The sequence below is a fragment of the Endozoicomonas sp. G2_1 genome (assembly GCF_017744155.1).
In the GTDB taxonomy this organism is placed as follows: domain Bacteria; phylum Pseudomonadota; class Gammaproteobacteria; order Enterobacterales; family Alteromonadaceae; genus JAGHQT01.
The window spans coordinates 41045-60377 of the sequence record NZ_JAGHQT010000019.1 but is presented as its reverse complement, the minus strand read 5'-3'; the positions used below and the strand labels follow the sequence as shown (position 1 = coordinate 60377).

At 42.6% G+C, this 19333-nt stretch carries 18 protein-coding genes; 9 read left to right on the top strand and 9 right to left on the bottom strand.

Going from position 1 to position 19333, the window contains the following annotated elements; translation table 11 throughout:
• Positions 1-22: 22 nt before the first annotated feature.
• Genes J7384_RS16495 through J7384_RS16485 form a run of 3 tightly spaced genes read right to left on the bottom strand, consistent with a single transcriptional unit; the run spans position 23 to position 5639 of the window.
• Positions 23-1243, bottom strand: a complete 1221-nt coding sequence (locus J7384_RS16495) for a hypothetical protein (RefSeq protein WP_209115636.1) — start codon at positions 1241-1243, stop codon at positions 23-25.
• On the bottom strand, positions 1240-1875 hold the full coding sequence (locus tag J7384_RS16490; RefSeq protein WP_209115635.1) for a hypothetical protein: 636 nt from the start codon (positions 1873-1875) through the stop codon (positions 1240-1242). The genes J7384_RS16495 and J7384_RS16490 overlap by 4 nt, the downstream gene beginning before the upstream one ends.
• Positions 1872-5639, bottom strand: a complete 3768-nt coding sequence (locus J7384_RS16485; protein ID WP_209115634.1) for an ATP-binding protein — start codon at positions 5637-5639, stop codon at positions 1872-1874. Before J7384_RS16485 ends, J7384_RS16490 begins: the two co-directional genes overlap by 4 nt.
• 315 nt (positions 5640-5954) lie before the next feature.
• Here J7384_RS16485 and J7384_RS16480 point away from each other — a divergent pair, with 315 nt between their 5' ends.
• Together J7384_RS16480 and J7384_RS16475 are read left to right on the top strand one after the other, a co-directional pair.
• Complete coding sequence (locus tag J7384_RS16480) at positions 5955-7844, top strand: methyl-accepting chemotaxis protein (protein ID WP_209115633.1); 1890 nt, start codon at positions 5955-5957, stop codon at positions 7842-7844.
• Positions 7845-7925: 81 nt separating this feature from the next.
• Positions 7926-8303, top strand: a complete 378-nt coding sequence (locus tag J7384_RS16475; RefSeq protein WP_209115632.1) for a hypothetical protein — start codon at positions 7926-7928, stop codon at positions 8301-8303.
• Positions 8304-8374: 71 nt separating this feature from the next.
• Here J7384_RS16475 and fur read toward each other — a convergent pair whose 3' ends face one another.
• The gene (gene fur, locus J7384_RS16470) at positions 8375-8818 is read right to left on the bottom strand and encodes a ferric iron uptake transcriptional regulator (RefSeq protein WP_209115631.1); all 444 of its coding nucleotides are present in this window, start codon (positions 8816-8818) and stop codon (positions 8375-8377) included.
• A 219-nt stretch (positions 8819-9037) separates the two neighbouring features.
• On the opposite strand from fur, the gene J7384_RS16465 reads away from it, so the two are divergent.
• Positions 9038-9478 (top strand): DUF4442 domain-containing protein, encoded by a 441-nt coding sequence (locus J7384_RS16465; RefSeq protein ID WP_247741839.1) that lies wholly within the window; start codon positions 9038-9040, stop codon positions 9476-9478.
• A gap of 14 nt (positions 9479-9492) precedes the next feature.
• On the opposite strand, the gene J7384_RS16460 is transcribed toward J7384_RS16465, so the two are convergent.
• From J7384_RS16460 to J7384_RS16440, 5 genes are all read right to left on the bottom strand, one after another.
• Positions 9493-10038, bottom strand: a complete 546-nt coding sequence (locus J7384_RS16460) for a hypothetical protein (protein ID WP_209115629.1) — start codon at positions 10036-10038, stop codon at positions 9493-9495.
• 124 nt (positions 10039-10162) lie between these two features.
• Positions 10163-10690, bottom strand: a complete 528-nt coding sequence (gene fldA / locus J7384_RS16455; RefSeq protein WP_209115628.1) for a flavodoxin FldA — start codon at positions 10688-10690, stop codon at positions 10163-10165.
• 14 nt (positions 10691-10704) lie between these two features.
• A complete protein-coding gene (gene ybfE / locus J7384_RS16450; protein ID WP_209115627.1) occupies positions 10705-11001 on the bottom strand; it encodes a LexA regulated protein in 297 nt (98 codons plus the stop codon).
• A gap of 22 nt (positions 11002-11023) precedes the next feature.
• Positions 11024-11245 (bottom strand): DUF2788 domain-containing protein, encoded by a 222-nt coding sequence (locus tag J7384_RS16445; protein WP_209115626.1) that lies wholly within the window; start codon positions 11243-11245, stop codon positions 11024-11026.
• 177 nt (positions 11246-11422) lie between these two features.
• The gene (locus J7384_RS16440; RefSeq protein WP_209115625.1) at positions 11423-12187 is read right to left on the bottom strand and encodes an alpha/beta fold hydrolase; all 765 of its coding nucleotides are present in this window, start codon (positions 12185-12187) and stop codon (positions 11423-11425) included.
• A 205-nt stretch (positions 12188-12392) separates the two neighbouring features.
• On the opposite strand from J7384_RS16440, the gene seqA reads away from it, so the two are divergent.
• The 6 genes from seqA (at position 12393) to J7384_RS16410 (ending at position 19329) form a co-directional block, all read left to right on the top strand.
• Positions 12393-13064 (top strand): replication initiation negative regulator SeqA, encoded by a 672-nt coding sequence (gene seqA / locus J7384_RS16435; protein ID WP_209115624.1) that lies wholly within the window; start codon positions 12393-12395, stop codon positions 13062-13064.
• Positions 13065-13160: 96 nt separating this feature from the next.
• A complete protein-coding gene (gene pgm, locus J7384_RS16430) occupies positions 13161-14807 on the top strand; it encodes a phosphoglucomutase (alpha-D-glucose-1,6-bisphosphate-dependent) (protein ID WP_209115623.1) in 1647 nt (548 codons plus the stop codon).
• A gap of 315 nt (positions 14808-15122) precedes the next feature.
• A complete protein-coding gene (astE, locus tag J7384_RS16425) occupies positions 15123-16169 on the top strand; it encodes a succinylglutamate desuccinylase (RefSeq protein WP_209115622.1) in 1047 nt (348 codons plus the stop codon).
• Positions 16170-16327: 158 nt separating this feature from the next.
• Positions 16328-16795 (top strand): Dps family protein, encoded by a 468-nt coding sequence (locus J7384_RS16420; RefSeq protein WP_247741838.1) that lies wholly within the window; start codon positions 16328-16330, stop codon positions 16793-16795.
• Between the two features lie 450 nt (positions 16796-17245).
• Entirely contained in the window at positions 17246-18352 is a 1107-nt protein-coding gene (locus J7384_RS16415; protein ID WP_247741841.1) for a thiamine pyrophosphate-dependent dehydrogenase E1 component subunit alpha, read from the top strand.
• Positions 18352-19329, top strand: coding sequence for an alpha-ketoacid dehydrogenase subunit beta (locus J7384_RS16410; protein ID WP_209115620.1), 978 nt, complete (start codon positions 18352-18354; stop codon positions 19327-19329). The genes J7384_RS16415 and J7384_RS16410 overlap by 1 nt, the downstream gene beginning before the upstream one ends.
• The last annotated feature ends 4 nt before the right edge of the window (positions 19330-19333 follow it).

Here is a 19333-nt window from a genome sequence, read left to right as displayed (position 1 = left end):
CGTAAAAAAGCTTGATGAATTTTTACCTAAGACCTAGTTCAAGATCTTGTATAACGAAGTTTCCATTGTAAATAGGGTGATCATGACCAATGGTATCGATGGCAAAGTAGCTTTGTTCTTCGAGTGGCAAGCTTTGGTACTCACCAATCACTTGGTATAGCCAAGCTTCGGCGTCAAAGGCTAATTCGTTTTGTTTTAAGTAGTCCAGCGCGGTTAGCGATTGCCCAGTTTCTATCACCTGGCAGAAATATGCTTCAGCCGCTTGTTTCAAGATGTCTTCTTTAAATTCAACTTCGGCCTGCTGTTCGACTAAAATTTGCTGAGCTTTGCGTTCACTATCGTCAATGTTTGCTTGTTGATGACGATGAATCGCTTTTAGCTTGCCGACAATTTCTTGTAAGTCATGTTCTTGTGCTGTGCAAAAAACATCGACCGCTGCGGGGTTAATGATCGCTTTGGCCTGATTAAACAACAGTGGCACTTGGCTGAATTGGCTGTAGTTTTTCGGTGCAAAATCCGGTTGTTGCTCAAGGTGTAATAAAAAACCTTTGAGTAACTGTGTGCGGCCTTTAAATTCACGGAATCTGCCAAGTAGGGCTAACAATCGCGCTTGTACAACCGCGAGTTCTCGAGTCACTTTGGCAAAGCTTTGCTGCAAGGTCACTACCAATAAGTGTCTAAGCTCTCGGTTACTGCCTGCTTCAATACTGAGTTGGTCAAATTGAAACATTTCTAGCTGATTCAACAGCTCTGAGACTTGCTCTTGCGCTAATTGGTTCTCGCGAATTTTCGCGTCGATAGAGCCGACGTAACCGAACTCGTTGTTAATACGGCTAAACAAGGTGCGGACACTGTTTTCTAACGACTCAGTCAGTTGATAAACGTGCTCGGTTAGGTCTGATAGGTAAGCACTGGCATCACTGAATTTTTGCAGGTGGAGCGCTTCTTTATAGTGCTGAGCAAGCGTTTTTAAGCCCGCCAGTGATGAGCCAATGTTGGCATCAATTTGCCTGTTACGCTCATCGTGTAAACTGCTTTCGAGTAAGTTGCGCACGGCTTGTTTAAGCCTGAGTTCAGCATCTGGCTCTGGTCGCCATAGCACGCCCAGTTGCATTAACTTATCAATCACTTTTGGCGAGTGCTCGTTTTCGTTTAAGCTGCCTGACAAATAAGTTTGCATAATTAAGTCACTGTGGCGACTCAAGGCCTTTAACAGGCTAACGCCTGCTTGGTGCAAATTCATATCAAGCTACCTTGCTGGACCGCTTGTTCGGCTTGCTCGGCAAGCGAGAGTGCTTCGGTCTCGTCAATAAAGCGAATCACGTCGTACAAATAATCAATTTTGCCGGTTGCCAGGTAAATTTGCTTTTCGCTATTGGGTTTTAAGACATAACCCAAGTCGGTTAAGCGTTTAAAAACCAGTTTTAGTTGACCATCGAGTTGGCTGCTGGTTGAGCCAAACAAACTGTAGCGAGATATTTTTTCCAGTTGTTCGGCAAACGCTGGAGTATCCTCTAAGCTTGCTTGTATTTCAGTTAAGCGAATAGCGCTCCCTTGGCTAATTGGCGTGTCTGAGCCGGCGGCTTGTTGTACCAGTAAAAGCCATTCAACCAAGGGCTGTAAATGACTCGCAACTTCTTGAAACTGTTGGCCTAAAATCTTGCGTTCACTATCGCCGAGGCTTTGGTAAGCAGCAAAAAACACTTCACCTTCTGCGGCGGTTGCCAGTGTGCGATTAAGCGTGTTGAGCTGGCCGTCGATGGCTTGATTATTGTCGGCGGTTTTTAGGTAGCGCCAGGCATCTTCATCGCTGATTTGACAAATAAATTGGCCAGAAAGTAAAAGTTCTAGCACCCGACCTTGTTCTGTGATCATACTTGTTGCTCCTGCTGGCTAGCGTCTGACTCGGGCTTAATCGCTTGGGCTTGGTTTTCTTGAGCCTGATTTTCATAAGATAAGCGGGCTTTAATGCGCTCGCTAATCGCGCTCACTTTCGGTTGAATGACTTGTAATTTTCGTGTCGCTTTGTCGATTAAATAGCGATTGTCAAACAGGGTAAGTACTTCAGATTCAGGATTAGGGAAGGCGCCAACCACACTAATATTGTTGTTTTGACAGGCGTCAAAAATCTTTTTGATATTGCTTTGATGCAAGGTGCCAAGCTCGTCTATTGGCCAATGTATGGTGGCATTGGCGCTGCCGCGCAATAAACGGGTAAAGGCCAATAAGAACTTACACAAGATTAAGTAGGCCATACCGTGGCTTGACGATTCATTAAGCTGACGGTCAGTGCGAATAATCAAGTTGCTGTTGCCTTCTTTAAGGTGCAGTTCAATATCGAGTAATTTGCTGATACCGCCACTCAGTGCGGCGCGGCCAAGAATGTTGAGTACGCGGCGCATACTTTGAGCATAATCGTCTTCAGGTAATTCACTGGCGCCAGTTTGCATCCATTGTTCATATAAGCTTCTAAACTCGGCCAATGCCGGCCAGAATTCGAGTTCGCTGATTCGGGAGCGAATTTTAACCGCAGAGTCGGAAACGCCGTCTAAAAATAGCTCTTCGTCAACTTCTTTGCTGATGCGTTTACTCTGATTGCCAATGCGTTTATCAATATCTTCTAAGACATTGTAATACTGCGCTAAATCGGCACCAAAAATACGACCTTGCTCTTTCAAACCTTGTAGTTTTTGCGGAACGATAACATTGAGTAATTGAGCGAGATGGCTGACCAAGCGGCGGTGATCAACGGTTTTAATGCCCTGACTATTGATGGTCGCACACTCTTCGCGCGAGCGTTCCCAAGTGTCTGACAAGCCCGTACCTGCTTGTGCAGCAATTAGCGCGTCGAAGTGTTCAACGTAGACGCGAATGTCGGTTAATAGTTGTTCACGGCTTTGCAGTTTCGCTAAACCTTCGCTGATCCGCTGAGCAATATTTACCGCTTCAAAGCCTTGTTCATTGGTCAGATCGAGCTTAGGTAAGTGCAATTTATTTAAGCCTTTAACGACCGATTGCAACTCGTGTTCTTGGTTTCTCGACTGCGTTAAGGTTTGCTCACAACTGGTTTTGGTTTGCAGTAACTGAGCTTTTTGCTGATTAAATGCCAAACCTTGTTGTTCAAGTTGTCTGCTTGCTTGGCTCGCTTGCTTTTTGGCGCTTTCTAAGCTTTTTTGCCAATTGAGTTTGTGACCGGTAAACACGGTTTTATACCAATGTTGGTAGTCGTTAACTTTGTTGCGATTGGTCTCGGTAAAATCGATATCCGTTTTTAGCTGTTTGATCTGTTTTTTCAATTGACCAATTTCATCAACATCGACACCGCGCTGGTTAAGCTCGTTTTCAAGCCAGCGCTGGCAAGCGATTTTGTCTTGCTCGGCGGTTTTCTTGGCATCGTCAATTTGACTGTCAACTTGGCTGAGCTCAGCTTCGGTATCGCCAATTAACTGTTGCCAGTGAAATTGCTGTTCTGTTTCTGCTTCGCGAAATTGATCGGCAAGTTCGGTCAGCGCCAATTGTTGCTGATTGCTGAGCTGTTTTTGTTGTTGTTGGTTTTTATCTAGTCGCTTTTTAGCCTCTAGTTTACGCTGTGCTAATGCTTGTTGGTACTCTTGCTGGAGTTGTGATTTTTCTTGTTGTACGCGCTTGCGATTGGTTTCTGCAAGGCGACATTCACCTTCAGCTTTGGCCACGGCTAATTCGAGATTGCGCACTTGCTCACTAGCTTTGGTGAGGCTTTGTTCAGCTTCATTCTGTTGTTCAACTAATCTGCTGAGTTTATCTTGTGCATCGGCTAGTTGGGTTTGCAGCGCTTGCTCCGACTGCGCGTATTCTGGGCTGTCGATGGCCGCTAAATCGAGCGTTAGGCCAAATAAACTGTTTTGATTATCAGTAACACTTGGCTTTAAATCTTGGCGATTGAGTAGCGCAGGATTGACCACTTTTCCCAAGCTTTGCTCCCAACCGGCCTTGTGTTCGCGCAGGAACTCTAATAGTGTGCCATCGCCGGGGTAGAGCAAGGCTTCAATCTGCTTAATGACTCGCTCTTGAGCTTGGCTCGATTGACGAATTTTCTCAAGTTCAGCCGCTGCATCTTTTTGAGCGCTATTGGCTTGTTGAAAATCGTGTTGACGGCGATAGAGTTGTTCACGCAAGCTATCTTCACTGAGGGTGGCTTCCTCTATGCTGGCGTCGAGCATTTCTAACTGGCTTTGTTCAAACTCATTAAAGCCGGCATTTTTAACTGACGCGTTGAGTTCCGCTTGAGCAATTTTCAACTCACTTAACTGCTGCTGATGGTTTTGTTCTAACTGATTTTTTTCAACCTGATGTTCTTGCTTTATTCGGTTGAGTTCGAGCTGCTCTTGCTGCTTTTGCTCGCTGCGCTTTTCTTGTAATTGGTGTTTGAGCTGATTGTACTTTTCAAGACTGATATTGAGCTTTTCTTCTAAGTCGGCCAAGCGCTTGTTAAACGCTGATTCAACATCTTGGTGCTTTTCAGTCAGCAGATTGTAGCGGGTTTGAGCAATATCGAGTTCGCTGTGCCAGCTCGGCAGTTTTTGCAGGTTTGCTTGCAAGTTCTCAATATCTTGTTGTTGCCAGTGATCAAACTCTTGCTCTACTTGCTCTAAGTCGGCTTCAAACTTGTCAATATCGGCTTTTGCGGCAGACAGTTCTTGGTTGAGCTGGTCGCGCAATTGATACCACTGCTGCTCTTGATGCTTGAGTTCGATACCTGCTTCATCGAGCTGGGCTTGGCTTTGTTCAATAATATGGCTCAGGTGATTGGCGTCGAGCTGATACTGCTGTTTGAGTTCAGCCAGACGCTGTTCGGTCTGATGCAAGCTGTGATCTGCTTGTTCAAGTTTGGCAAATTCTGGGCGAATACTGTCAAATTCTTTAATCAAACCACATTCGCGAATCCAATCTTCAACGCGGTTTGGATTTAAGCTTGAACTTGGCGGCTGAACGCCGTCTTCCTCTAAAATAGCGGCTATCATGGCTTTAATGGTTTCCATTTTGCCTTCTTTAGAGTGCACCGCTTTTGCTAGCTTTTCGATATGACGCAGGCTTTCTGTTTGCTCGCTCAAGCTAAATAAGCGGGCGTAACCCAGTAGTTCTCTGCTGTTGGATGAGTTGTTTAAGACGCTGCGATCGTTTTGGATAATTGCCCGAAACTCTTTAGTATTGAGCAAGTTAGTGGCGAAAACATTGTTGCGCTTGTGAGTTCGCACCAATTCATTAATACCGACGCTGGTGTGCTGGCCTGCTTGGGTTTCAATCAAGTAATCGCTTATTTCAAACGCTTTAGCAATAAAGCGGTAGTTAACACCATTGCCGTTTGACGACAGTACCGCTTGGCAAAGTTGTGCATCATCAACTTCTGAAGTTGTGTCACCACGCTCGTATTCATAGATGATAAAACTCGATTGACGCGGCAAATACCAACGCTCAAAACTATCACGGGTGGCTGGAACAACCCGGCTTGGATATTCACCATAAAATACTGGAATTAAACGTTGGAGTGTGGTTTTACCTGAAGCATTGGTACCACAAATATTGGTATGGCCATCGAGTTTAAGTTCGACCACGCCAGGTAAATGGGTATCGATAAGGATGATTCGTCGTAAGCTTGGCATTAAGCAATCCATTTCGGCAAAAAGCGATATTGGTGGCGATTATAGCGAATATTTGAATCGGTGAAAATTAATGATATTGCCGTTTTTACAGGCTTGAATAGCAATTGAGCAATATAGACAAATTTATTTCAACTGTTGAAGTTTGATGAATAAAAATAATTCATCTATAGTCAAATTTTAAGCGGTTATTAGTGTATTTAATCTAAACATGTAGAGTGTACCATGACGTTCAAGGATCTATCTTTTACAAGGAAAATTGTACTTATCGTTATTTTCCCTTTGCTGACCTCGATTTGGTTTGGCGTATCAATGTTAATGAGTAGTTTAAATGATATTACTCGGTTAGAGCGACTGTCATCACAAGTTCAGCTTTCAGTCGTTTATAGCGAGTTGGTCCACGAGCTGCAAAAAGAGCGCGGTATGACAGCAGGTTTTATTGGCTCAAATGGCAGTAAATTTGGCGACAAGTTAGCCGCTCAACGTTTGTTAACCAATGAAAAGCTTGCAGCAAAACAAGATTATCTTTTACTACACGCGTTTGAAGATGATCGCTTAGTGACCTTGAACACGAAAATAACTAGAGATTTAGCCGAGTTAACCGCCATTAGGCGCCAGGTTGACAAAATGTCGATCACCTTACCTGATGCACTAAAATATTACACCAGTCGCAACCGAGATTTACTGAGCGTTTCTCAGTTAGTTATCGAGATAGCAGAGACGCCTCAAACGATTAAACAGCTATATGCCTATTCGGCATTTTTACAAGGTAAAGAAAGAGCCGGTGTTGAGCGCGCAGTTTTGTCAAACGCGTTTGCCAAAGGGCAGTTTTCATCAAGCTTGTTAGCGCGATTTATTCGATTGGTCTCTGAGCAGGACACCTATTTTCAGTTATTTGAGACCAGTGCCAGCGATAGTCACAAACAATTTTATCAGCAGCAGGTTGCTATTAAAGCGGTCGACGAAGTTAACAGGTTGCGCGCTTACGCATTAGACAATGCACAAGGTCAACTAGTGCAAAATCCTGAGTTTTGGTTCTCTCAAGCAACCGGTCGGATTAACGCACTCAAAGCAACCGAAGCCAAGCTGGCAAATGATTTAATTAGCGCGACAGCAAAGCAAATTAGCATGTGTTATCAGCAATTGTGGTTAGTAATAGCAATATCTATTATTGTACTTTTACTAATTGTCTTGATTGGTACTTCGGTGACTAAAGCGCTTAGCTCACAAGTCAGTGACATTACTGAAGTGATTAAAGCGGTCGGTCAGAGTAACGATTTAACGGTACGCGCAAAAACTTCTGGTAATAGTGAACTTGGTATAATTGCTGGGCGACTCAATAGCACCTTAGTGACTTTTGCCGATGTGATTCAAGATTTGTTGAGTAAAAGCCAAGACATTGCTATTTCAGCCAAACAGACTTCAAGTGTTTGCGATACCAATGCTGATCAAATTAAAGGACAGCAACAAAGTATTGCTATGGTGGCTGCAGCAGTTGAAGAGTTTTCGGCTAGTTTAGCTGATATCTCAAAAAATACGTTAGAAGCGAGAGATGATTTTGCACAAACCTTGTCTTTGAGTGAAAGTAGTCAAGCGGCTGTTTCTCATGCCGTCAATGTTACTGAAGATTTATCTTTTGATATCAATCAATTATCAGATAAAATTAATGGTTTGCATCAAGCCTCAGACAGTATTACCAGTGTTATTGATGTGATTAAATCAATTGCAGAACAAACCAATTTATTAGCCTTGAATGCTGCCATAGAGGCGGCTAGGGCAGGCGAACAAGGCCGAGGTTTTGCGGTAGTAGCCGATGAAGTGAGAACTCTTGCCCAGCGAACACAAGAATCAACAGGACAAATTGAAAGCATTATTCACCAGTTCCAAGAAAGCGCTGGTCAAGCATTTGCGATGATAGACCAAAGCCAATCAAAAGTTGGCACTGCGGTAGAGAGCGCTAATGTTGTTAAAGACTCTCTCAATCAAATTAATCAAGCGATTGCGCACCTAAATAGCGGTATTGATGTTGTTGCAGTGGCAACAGAGCAACAGTCAATGACGATTAGAGAGCTTGAGCAGAACATTTTGACCATTGATCAAAATTCACAAGCGTCAGATAAAGCGGCATTTGAAATTGCTGAAACAGCTAAATATCAGTTAAACATGACCAATGCTCTGCAACAATTGGCGAGTAGGTTTACAGTTTAGCTTTGTAAAATACTTAACTCTTGCTATCTTATGATTAGATCTATTGGTTCATCAATAATGTTGTAATGGTGAAGGTGCGCTATGATGCAAGGGCATGGCTTAATTGAGCTGAACTGGCAAGGGAATGTACTTTACGTTGATGCGTTTGGGCCGTTTAACGAAGAAGGCGTTGTGAGCTGTGCGCAAAAGTATATTAACGAAATAAAAAATAAGACTTGTGAGCAGTTTTATGTGATAGAAACATGGGATAAAGACAGCTTTGGCTCACCTAAAGTATATGAGGTGGTTGATAAAAACTGGGCGTCATTTCAAGCTTTTGGCTGTTTGGGGATTGCGGTTGTTGTTTCAGATAATCTACAAAAGAGTTTAGCTGAGAAAGTACTGCCGAGCTTTCCGTCACAAGCATTTACCAACCTTGAGCAGGCACAAAGCTGGATTTCTTCGCTAAATGCTTTATGAGCCGGATAAACAAAGCTGGTGTTTCAGATATAAAAAAACCGCGATTAACGCGGTTTTTTTATATTGATACTTTACTGGTTGCTGGTGCGATATTCTTCACATGCTACTTTATCTTCGCATTCACCATAAAGATACAAGCTGTGGTTAGTCAGCTTAATATTGTGAGATTCTGCAATATCTAACTGACGTTGTTCAATGACATCATCTTCAAATTCAATGACTCGGCCGCACTTTAAGCACACTAAGTGGTCGTGATGCTTTTTATGAGACAATTCAAAAACCGATTTGCCGCCTTCAAAGTGGTGACGAGTAACAATACCCGCATCGTCGAATTGGTTAAGAACGCGATACACAGTCGCTAAGCCGATTTCATCATTTTGATCGAGCAATATTTTATAGATATCTTCAGCACTAATGTGTTGATTGTCAGGATCTTGGAGAATGCCAAGGATTTTAATTCTAGGCAGGGTAATTTTTAGTCCAGCTCTTTTTAGCTCTTCGTTTTGATCCGGCATAAGAAAATAATCTCTTTTAGAGTAATTAAGTCGAAATTCTGCTTGAGAGTATAGAAGTTTATCGTCCATCTGAAAAGCCTTAGTTAATTACTCAAGTAATTTTATTGAGATTTTTTACTTATAGCGTATTAATTTATCTGGTACGATCAGTTTCTAGATAAGAATTGAACGTGGATTAAACAATAAATGCTCAACACAATGTTTCGCAAAGCTTGGGTAATGAAATTACTGTTAAATATTTGGCCGCCTTTTCTATTTACCGGCATTCGAGTTAAAGCGTTATCAGAAGACTTTAAAACGGCCTCGGTCAGCATGAAGCTCAGTTTTTGGAACCGCAATGCGGTCGGCGTTCACTTTGGTGGTTTGCTATATGCGATGACTGACCCATTTTATATGTTGATGCTCAACGCTCAATTGGGCCGTGATTATATCGTTTGGGACAAGAGTGCTGATATCGACTATGTTAAGCCGGGTAAGGGTCGGGTGACCGCCGACTTTGTTATTAGTCAAAGCGTACTCGATGATATCATTGAGAAAACCGCCAACGGTGATAAATATTTGCCAGAATTTCCTGTCTATGTGAAAGACGAGCAGGGCGATGTTGTCGCTAAGTTGAATCGAGTACTGTACGTACGCAAAAAAAAGCGTGCTCGCAGCTAAAATTTATTGATTGGTTATCTTAGTTCTTTGATCAATTCGACCAAGCGAATGATTTTGATGTTAGAGAGTTGCCGATAATCAAAATATGGGCAAACAATGATGTTTTGCTGATGGTCGATGGCAAATTCTTGGTCGAGCCAGCTTAACTGAGTATCTAAGCCTTGGCTAATCAGTTGTTTGGCATAAGTGCGACCACAGATAATGTGAATTGTATTGCTGTTAACCGATAGCTGTGGTGGGCTAAACAAGAGTGCGCTATCACTATTGGCCTGCAATAGATGTTGGTCTCTAAGCTCCTGCCAACAGCTGCAACCTTTTCTGTAGTCAACGAACACTTGGTTGATGCTAGTGCTTTCAAGAGCATATAGCAGCTTAGCGTAAACGTTAAATACCTTTCGCCAGCCATTACCACACGCTTGACCTATGCTGTAAATTTCATTTTTTTGTAAGCTGACAACGCGACCAATGTCTTGATATTCCGCTAAGTTAGGGCGATTGGCTATATAAACGGCAAAGTTAAATTGTTGAGCGCCAAAGCCAATATTAACGTTTTTGTCCAATGTTTAATTACCAATATTTATTTGTCGACGAGAGGAATAAACTTGTACTTATAAAAATGCCGACACTTGTTAGCAACAAGGTCGGCACTCAAAAAAGCATTAAGATGTGAAATCAGAGCGGATATTAGTCAGCTAACTCTGCTAAACACATCTCGTCATAAATTTGGTTTACCCATTTGTCAACGCGCTCTTCGGTTAACTCTGGCTGTCTGTCTTCATCAATACACAAGCCGATAAAAGTATTTTCATCAACTAATGCTTTAGATGCTTCAAATTCGTATCCTTCCGTTGACCACTGACCAACTAAAATAGCGCCTTTGCTTTCTGCTATATCACGCAGTGGCTGCATTGCGTCACAGAAGTACTCAGAGTAATCTTCTTGGTCACCTAAACCAAAAATTGCCACTAGCTTGTCGTTAAAATCGATTTCTTCTAATTCAGGTAAGAAGTCATCCCAGTCACATTGGTTTTCACCGTAGTACCATGTTGGAATACCTAAAATAAGTAGATCAAATTCTGCAATTTCTTCTTTAGTGCTTTTGGCGATATCTTTAACTTCGACTAGCTTTTTGCCCAGCTTTTTCTGGATCATTTTGCTAACTGCTTCGGTATTACCTGTATCGCTACCGAAAAATAAACCTACAATTGCCATTTACCGTTAACCTTTTACTTACTAATTGATAAATTGTCTTTGTTCTTTAAACACGTGGTCAGCATAGATTCAATCAACTGGCTGCGGCTAACGTTTTGCTCTACCGCCATTTGATCGAGTTGCTCGAACAAATCGATATGAATTTTAAATTCGACTCGCTTAAGGCCCTTGCTTTTGTCACGCTTTACTTGGTTGCGCTTGTTTATTTTGACCTGAACACTGCGGGAATGTGGATTAGTTCTCGGGCGTCCCGGTCTTTTTTCATCATTGAATAAATCAATGGTCGTGATATCTGCTATTTCTTTCGCCATGGTTTAATTTCGTTTGTTAGCGTTAGCCAACACCCTGACTTTCCCAAATAAACTGAATCACGCCTTTAGCAATAAAACCAACGCAACCTAATACTAGTACGAAGTAAACAACTATTTGTCCCATTTTCGGAACATCATTTTTCTTCATCACATCGTGAATAGATAAGCCGATGAAAATAAAAATAAATGCGAAAAATAAGTTAAGGCCAATGGCCTCAATGACTTCTAAGTATTCTGCTAGCATATAATGCGGTTGGTTGGTGCCTCAAAAATTCTGGCGGCACTATAGCATATCACTAGGCTAGCTTTCTATTAAAAATGGTTCGTATTCAGTGGGTTTTTGTCTGTTTTATTAATTCAAGTCAAAAAATGCTTTTACTAATGTTTGTACTAACGCTTAAAAGGCTCACTTATATCTGCATTAACTCAGTAAAAAGTCGAGTACAATTTTATTAAAGGCAACTGTTTTTTCTGCGTGCAGCCAATGGCCGGCACCTTGAATAATTTTTGCTTTAGCGTTGGGGAAGAGCTCATTAATACGAGTTTTGTGCTCGGCTAGAATGTAATCTGAATTGCCACCTTTGATAAAGATAGTTGGCGCTGTGAATTGTTCACTGCCCTGATAGGCCGTCATAATTTGTGGGTAACAGTTAACAATATTGTCTAGATGGCATTTGAAGCGCAATTTGCCTTGTTCAACACTTAAGTTACGCAACAAAAATTGACGAACACCTGCTTCTTCAACATATTCACTCAGCGCTTTGTCAGCTTGGCTGCGGCTCGTTAACTGGTTTAAGTCTAACGATTGCAAACCGTTTAAAATGTGAGTGTGATGTGCTGGATACTCGACAGGTGCGATATCCGCAACGATTAATTTTTCAACTCGATGGCTGCGGTTTAAGGCGAGTTGCATCGCTATTTTACCACCCATTGAATGACCCAAAACAGCAGATTTTTCAATGTTGAGATAGTCCATTAGATTGATAACATCTTGGGCTAATACTTGATAATCCATATTATTTTCAGCAAAAGAGCTGCCGTGATTGCGCACATCAACGCTGGTCACGGTAAATTGCTCACTCAGCGGTTTGGCGATCATTGCCAAGTTTTCTAAACTGCCCAATAGGCCGTGGATCAAAATCAGATCTGGACCGGAACCTCGTTGCTGAAAGTTGAGCAATGTCATTGCTGTTGCCTCGTGTGATTAGTTAATTAGCTGACAAGAGCGAGAATTTTACGTTTTTTGTCGGGGGTTGCAAGGCCATTCCCGATCAAACTTGCGCAATGATCAAAATGGTAGAAATAATTTGGCAGGTTTCTGTTATTGCTCTAGAAGCTTTTAATTTGCCGCAGTATAATCATGAGGTTATTGAACTTTTTCAGGGTTATTCATGAAAACAATCGAAGTAGATGATGCGCTATATCAGTATATTGCCAGTAATACTCAATTTATTGGCGAGAGCGCGTCAAGTATCTTGCGTCGTTTATTAGCATTTGAACAAAGCGAACAAGTAGCTAACGATACTGTAACCGTTAATGTGTCAGAAAAAGCAAGCGAACCTGATGCTGACCAGCAACCCCCAGCACAAGCTAAACCTTCGTCAGCGCCCAACAAAGCTAAAAAAGTAGGTAAAACAACTAGTAGTGAAAAAGCAGTTAAAAGTGTCAAAACTAGTAATAAAAAAGCAGTTAAAAGTGTCAAAACTAGTAATAAAAAAGCTTCAACTGACTCGGTATTTGATTACATCAACAAAGAAGAATTAGCGATTCAGCGCGGTGCCGTTGGTCGTTTCTTAATTATCTTGGCAGCACTTTATCGCGTTCATCAGCAAGAGTTTGGCTTAGTAACCGATATCCGTGGTCGTGACCGACTTTATTTCGCGCGCTCTGAATCAGAATTGGCTGAAAGCGGCAGCAGTACCAAGCCAAGACAAATTCCAGACAGTCCGTTTTGGGTCATTACTAACTCAAACACCACCCGCAAAAAGATGATGTTAACTGAAGTCGCAAATTCGCTGGGTTACAACGAAGCTGATGCAGAAAAAATTAGAGAACTTCTGTAGTCAGTTGTCAGACGGTTAAATTGGGTTGTCGAGTTACTATTGTCGAGCGATAAAAATCCAATTGAATAAAAACAACAAACATTAAAAGGAAACAAAATGTCAGTGCACCCTCATGCCGGTAAAGCAGCCAGACCAGAAAATAGAATAAATATTGGCCGCCTTGTCAGTGATTATTTTTTACAAACACCGGATGTTAATGTTGTTGAGCAAAAGGTCAGTTTTGGTACTTCAGGACACCGCGGTAGTGCTAGCAAACTCAGTTTTAATCAAGCCCATATTGTCGCTATTGCACAAGCGGTCGTTGAATATCGCCAGCAACAAGGCATCACTGGCCCGTTATTTTTAGGTAAAGATACTCATGCTTTGTCTGAGCCAGCCTTTGCCGATGTTGTCAGTGTTTTGATTGCTAACGGGGTTAACCTTGTTGTTCAAGATGATTTAGGCTTTACGCCAACACCAGTCATTTCTCGTTTGATCATCGATCACAATAAATCGAGTGATGACGCAGCCGATGGCTTAATTATTACGCCGTCTCATAATCCACCAGCCGATGGTGGTATTAAGTACAACCCACCACATGGTGGCCCGGCTGAAGGTGAGATAACCAAGCAAATTGAAGGGCGTGCGAATGAAATCATGGCCACCCAATTGCGCGATGTTAAACGCCTAGACTATAGCCAAGCGCTTGAATCATCTTTGTTAACTAAGCGCGATTTTATTCACTTTTATAGTAATGAGTTGAACCAAGCGATAGATTTTGATGCTATCGCCAAAGCTGGTATTAACATTGGTGTTGATCCTCTTGGCGGCTCAGGTATTCACTACTGGCCCGTTATTGCTAAGCAATACGGGATTAATCTCACCGTTGTTAACCCTGTGGTCGACGCTAGTTTTGCCTTTATGCCTTTGGATAAAGACGGCAAAATTCGCATGGACTGTTCATCGCCTTATGCTATGGCCGGCTTGATTGCGATGAAAGATGATTTTGACGTTGCTGTAGGTAACGATCCAGACTTTGACCGTCACGGTATTGTTACTAAATCGGGTGGTTTGATGAACCCAAACCATTATTTAGCGGTCGCCATTCACTATTTAATGACCCATCGCGATTGGTCAGCAACAGCTAAAATCGGCAAAACCTTGGTCTCAAGCTCTTTAATTGACCGTTTAGCTAAGCATATCGAACGACCGTTGTCGGAAGTACCGGTTGGTTTTAAGTGGTTTGTTGATGGGTTGCACAGCGGTGAATACGCTTTTGGCGGTGAAGAAAGCGCGGGCGCTTCGTTTTTAGCGCGTGATGGTAGTTGCTGGACCACAGATAAAGACGGTTTTGTTATGACATTACTCGCTGCTGAGATTTTGGCGGTAACGGGTAAAGACCCATACCAATATTATTTGGAGCTAGCGGAGCAGTTAGGACAACCTTGTTATGGTAGGGTTGAAGCAGTTGCTAATCTTACACAAAAGAAAGTGTTAACCGAACTGAGCGCCGACGCAATTACCGCAGATACTTTAGCGGGTGAAAAAATTGAACAAGTGTTAAGCCATGCGCCGGGTAACAACGCGGCTATTGGCGGGATAAAAGTGGTGACCGAAAACGGCTGGTTTGCAGCAAGGCCATCGGGCACTGAAGAAATCTATAAGATTTATGCCGAAAGCTTTATTGATAACAATCACCTTGAACGTATTATTAGCGAAGCTCAGCAAATTGTTTCAACTGCGTTTACCGATGCGGGCTTGTAACTGAGCCAAAAGTAAAACTCGTCACTCATGGCTAACAAATGGAGAGTGCGCAAGCTACTCTCCACAAATTTCACCACTTTTTATATTTATTTTGTCTTTGGCCGTGTTGAATAACTATTTGCTTAATAACTACAGCGTTGAGTGTTCAATCATGATCTTCAAATAACTATTCAGTCGTCAGTAATTTCTTACATTTTCAATTAGTTAAACTTATGTTACCCGCTAAGCCAGCACTTTATTTTAGCTGCCTTTTCGGTAAACTACGGTCAAATTTTATCTTGATGTGATGCCATGACCTATTACTTGCAGACCCTAATGTCCGAAGGCGACTTTCTCAGCCTAACTCGCCAACATCCTAACTCACTTGCCCCGAGTCAATTTGATGTCACTAATGCTAGCGGTCAAACGATTAACGTGGCAGTTATTGATACTGGTTTGATTAGCTTCGAGCCAGCAAATATTAGTACTACGACCAAAGACATTGTGTTGTCTTGTGCGGTTCATGGTAATGAAACAGCGCCAATCGAAATATGTCGCGATTTAGTACAACAGTTATTGAACGGTACACTCGACTTAGCGCAACGAGTGTTATTTATTTTTGGCAATCCTGCGGCGATTAATATCGGCGAGCGTTTTGTTGAAGAGAACATGAATCGCTTATTCTCTGGTGCTCATAGTCAAGGACTAGGTTTAATTAACAAAGAGCGTGAGCGCGCATTATTACTAGAGCAAACCGTCGAACAGTTTTTTGGCCAAGGTCAAGCACTCAGTGAACAACACGGCCAAACGCGCACTCGTTATCACTATGATTTACACACTGCTATTCGTGGTTCTAAACACGAAAAATTTGCCGTATATCCGTTTTTACACGGTAAAGCATACGACAAAGAACAGTTTTGTTTCTTAAAGGCGTGTGGTGTTGAAACCTTTTTGTTGTCGCAATCACCTACGACAACGTTTAGTTATTTCTCAAGTCGTCAGTTTGGTGCCCATGCGTTTACCGTTGAATTGGGTAAGGTCAAGCCATTTGGTGAAAACGATCAAGCGAGCTTTGCCGCGACTCGTCAAACCTTGGCAAACTTGATTAGCGATCAGGCGCTTAACTTAGCAGAGTTTGTAGAAGACGAGTTCAACCTTTTTGTCATCGACCAAATCATTGATCGTCATCATCAAGACTTTGCCTTGCACTTTGCCGATGACGTTGAAAACTTTACCGAATTTAACATAGGTGACTTGTTGGCAACCGATGGCAACATTGAGCATAGAGCTAAGACACAGGGCGAAGCCATCATTTTCCCTAATGCACAAGTTGCGATAGGCCAGCGCGCTTTATTAACGGTAATACCAACAACTATCGATTAATTTATTTATAGGAAGAAAGCGCAGCAAGAACACGATAAAAGTTAAATCAAATAAAACGATTGTAAATATAGTTTTTATTCGTTTTATTTGAATAAAAGCCTTAGATATTATAACTGCCAATCAAGCACAGCGATGTATAAATTTTTGGGAGAAGTAACATGGCTAATATTAACATTGGTATCGAAGAAAACGCGCGTATTGAAATTGCTCAAGGGTTAAAGCACTTACTGGCTGACTCTTACACCTTGTACTTGCAAACCCATAATTTTCATTGGAATGTCACTGGGCCACAATTTCGCGAATTGCATTTAATGTTTGAAGAGCATTACACTGAACTTGCAACCGCGGTTGACGATATTGCAGAGCGCATCAGAACTTTAGGTGTTGCTGCGCCTGGCACGTACAAGGCGTTTGCTCAGTTGAGTTCAATCGAAGAAGTAGATGGTGTGCCATCAGCCAATGAAATGATTGTCATTTTAACAGCAAGCCACGAAGCGGTAGTGAGAACCTGTCGTCAAGCGTTAAAACTTGCACAAGAAGCCGAAGATGAGTCATCGGCAGCGCTTATCTCTGATCGGATGAGAGAGCACGAGAAAACCGCTTGGATGCTTAGAGCCATGTTGTAAACTTGGCGAATACACCAACTTTTGAAGGAGTAAGATAGCTCAGCTGTCTTACTCTTTTTTGTTTATAGCCTATTGATTTAACTTGGTTATTTATAACCTGTAAACTTAACTGTTCACCTTGCCATACTAAGCTACATCACTCTACAAGCCCGTTTCTTGAACTTCAGTTTACGTAAAGGTAAATTCAAAAGTATAAAAAACTACAAATTAAATAATGACAATGGGCAGCATATTGATATCGGATTTTGTCGCCAACGAGTGAAAATTCTACGCGTTAATTTTCGTCAATATGCCTTGTCGCAACTTCGCTTGAGCTAATATCAAGCTAACTAATATCAAGCCAAGTCGCGACAAAATAATTAAGAGAGTGCTATGAACACCGAACTTTACCCAACTGGACCTGTCGTGCATCAAGCGACATTTATCGATGGTCACAGTGTTGAAATTCCAATGCTTAAAATCTTACAACAGGATGGTAGTGTTTACCCCAACGCTGATTTGCCAAACATTGACCAAACTTCAGCGTTAAAAGCGTATCGCGCACTTGCTTTTCATCGTGTACTCGATGAGCGTATGGTGGCGGCGCAACGGCAAGGCCGCATTAGTTTCTACATGGCGGCGCTAGGGGAGGAAGCGACCACTGTTGGTGGGGCAGCGGCGCTTGAACCACAAGACATGATCATGGCTCAGTACCGCGAACAAGGTGCTTTGATTTATCGCGGTTTCAGTCTTGAGAACATTATGAATCAGCTCTTTAGTAACGAGCACGACCTTGGTAAAGGCCGTCAAATGCCGATTCATTACGGTTCAAACGAATTAAACTACATGACTATTTCTTCGCCACTGGGCACGCAAATACCACAAGCGACCGGTTATGCCTATGGCCAGAAATTGCAGGGTAAAGACGCCGTTACTATCTGTTATTTTGGCGAAGGTGCCGCATCTGAAGGGGACTTCCACGCCGGTTTAAATATGGCCGCGGTTCACAATGCTCCGGTAATCTTCTTTTGTCGAAACAATGGCTATGCGATTTCAACACCTGCCGACGAACAATACGTTGGCAATGGTATCGCATCACGTGGTGTTGGCTACGGTATTAAAACAATTCGCATTGATGGCAACGACATATTAGCGGTTATGAAAGCAGTTCAGTTAGCACGTGAATACGCTCTTGAGAAGCAAAAGCCTGTGATCATTGAAGCCATGTCTTATCGCTTAGGGGCGCACTCAACGTCAGATGATCCGTCGGGCTACCGCACCAAAGAAGAAGAGGCCAAATGGCAAGCGCACGATCCAATTTTACGGATGAAACACTACTTAGTGAAGCAAGATTGGTGGGACGAACAACAAGATAAAGCATTATTCGAGCAATTGCGCGAACAAATTCTAGCAGCGGTTAAGGTCGCTGAAAAAATTGATAAACCGCCGGTTGAAGATTTAGTGACAGATGTCTATGACCAAGTGCCAGCGCATTTAGAAAAACAACTAACAGAACTCAAGCAACATATTAAGCAGTACCCAGACGCTTACCCAGTAACGGCAGGGAGAATTAAATAATGGCCAAGATGAACCTACTACAAGCAATTAACAACGCGCTTGATATTGCGATGGCTGAAAATGATTCTGCCTTGTGTTTTGGTGAAGATGTTGGCCATTTTGGTGGTGTTTTTCGCGCAACCAGTGGCTTACAAGAAAAGTTTGGCAAAGACCGTTGTTTCAATACACCGCTTACTGAGCAGGGCATTATTGGTTTTGCCAATGGCTTAGCTGCGCAGGGCAGTACGCCTATTGCCGAAATTCAGTTTGCTGATTATATCTTTCCAGCATTCGACCAAATTGTTAACGAAAGTGCTAAATTCCGCTATCGCAGTGGTAATGAGTTTGATGTTGGCAAGCTGACCATTAGAACGCCATACGGCGGTGGTATTGCCGGTGGTTTGTACCACAGTCAATCGCCAGAGGCATACTTCAGTCATACTCCTGGATTAAAACTGGTGGTACCGCGCAATCCATACCAAGCTAAGGGCTTGTTACTGGCCTCTATTCGAGACGACAACCCCGTTATTTTCTTTGAACCTAAGCGACTATACCGCGCATCAAGTGGTGAAGTGCCTGAAGAAGATTATCAACTGCCGTTGGGCAAAGCCGAAGTGGTTCAGACCGGTAGCGATATTACTTTGCTGGCATGGGGCGCTCAAATGGAGATCATCGAAAAGGCGGCGAGTATGGCAGCAAACGACGGTATTTCTTGTGAGATTATTGACTTACGCACTATTTTGCCGTGGGATATTGAAACAGTCGCTCAGTCGGTAGTGAAAACCGGCCGATTACTTATCAGCCATGAAGCGCCGTTAACCTCTGGCTTTGCCGGAGAAATTGCCGCAACAATTCAACAAGAGTGCTTCTTGCATTTGGAGTCGCCAATTGCACGAATTTGCGGTTTAGATACGCCGTACCCACTGGCGCTAGAAAAAGAATATGCGCCAGATCACTTAAAAGTTTATCAGGCCATTAAGCAAAGCATTGAGTTTTAGGAGG

Bases quoted from the DNA above. Each gene is read 5' to 3' on its own strand.
- J7384_RS16420 (WP_247741838.1), top strand. From the start codon at position 16,328: ATGGCTAATATTAACATTGGTATCGAAGAAAACGCGCGTATTGAAATT.
- J7384_RS16465 (WP_247741839.1), top strand. From the start codon at position 9,038: ATGAAATTACTGTTAAATATTTGGCCGCCTTTTCTATTTACCGGCATT.
- ybfE (WP_209115627.1), bottom strand. From the start codon at position 11,001: ATGGCGAAAGAAATAGCAGATATCACGACCATTGATTTATTCAATGAT.
- J7384_RS16475 (WP_209115632.1), top strand. From the start codon at position 7,926: ATGATGCAAGGGCATGGCTTAATTGAGCTGAACTGGCAAGGGAATGTA.
- J7384_RS16415 (WP_247741841.1), top strand. From the start codon at position 17,246: ATGCTTAAAATCTTACAACAGGATGGTAGTGTTTACCCCAACGCTGAT.
- seqA (WP_209115624.1), top strand. From the start codon at position 12,393: ATGAAAACAATCGAAGTAGATGATGCGCTATATCAGTATATTGCCAGT.
- J7384_RS16410 (WP_209115620.1), top strand. From the start codon at position 18,352: ATGGCCAAGATGAACCTACTACAAGCAATTAACAACGCGCTTGATATT.
- J7384_RS16490 (WP_209115635.1), bottom strand. From the start codon at position 1,875: ATGATCACAGAACAAGGTCGGGTGCTAGAACTTTTACTTTCTGGCCAA.
- pgm (WP_209115623.1), top strand. From the start codon at position 13,161: ATGTCAGTGCACCCTCATGCCGGTAAAGCAGCCAGACCAGAAAATAGA.
- fur (WP_209115631.1), bottom strand. From the start codon at position 8,818: ATGCCGGATCAAAACGAAGAGCTAAAAAGAGCTGGACTAAAAATTACC.
- J7384_RS16480 (WP_209115633.1), top strand. From the start codon at position 5,955: ATGAGTAGTTTAAATGATATTACTCGGTTAGAGCGACTGTCATCACAA.
- J7384_RS16485 (WP_209115634.1), bottom strand. From the start codon at position 5,639: ATGCCAAGCTTACGACGAATCATCCTTATCGATACCCATTTACCTGGC.
- fldA (WP_209115628.1), bottom strand. From the start codon at position 10,690: ATGGCAATTGTAGGTTTATTTTTCGGTAGCGATACAGGTAATACCGAA.
- astE (WP_209115622.1), top strand. From the start codon at position 15,123: ATGTCCGAAGGCGACTTTCTCAGCCTAACTCGCCAACATCCTAACTCA.
- J7384_RS16445 (WP_209115626.1), bottom strand. From the start codon at position 11,245: ATGCTAGCAGAATACTTAGAAGTCATTGAGGCCATTGGCCTTAACTTA.
- J7384_RS16440 (WP_209115625.1), bottom strand. From the start codon at position 12,187: ATGACATTGCTCAACTTTCAGCAACGAGGTTCCGGTCCAGATCTGATT.
- J7384_RS16495 (WP_209115636.1), bottom strand. From the start codon at position 1,243: ATGAATTTGCACCAAGCAGGCGTTAGCCTGTTAAAGGCCTTGAGTCGC.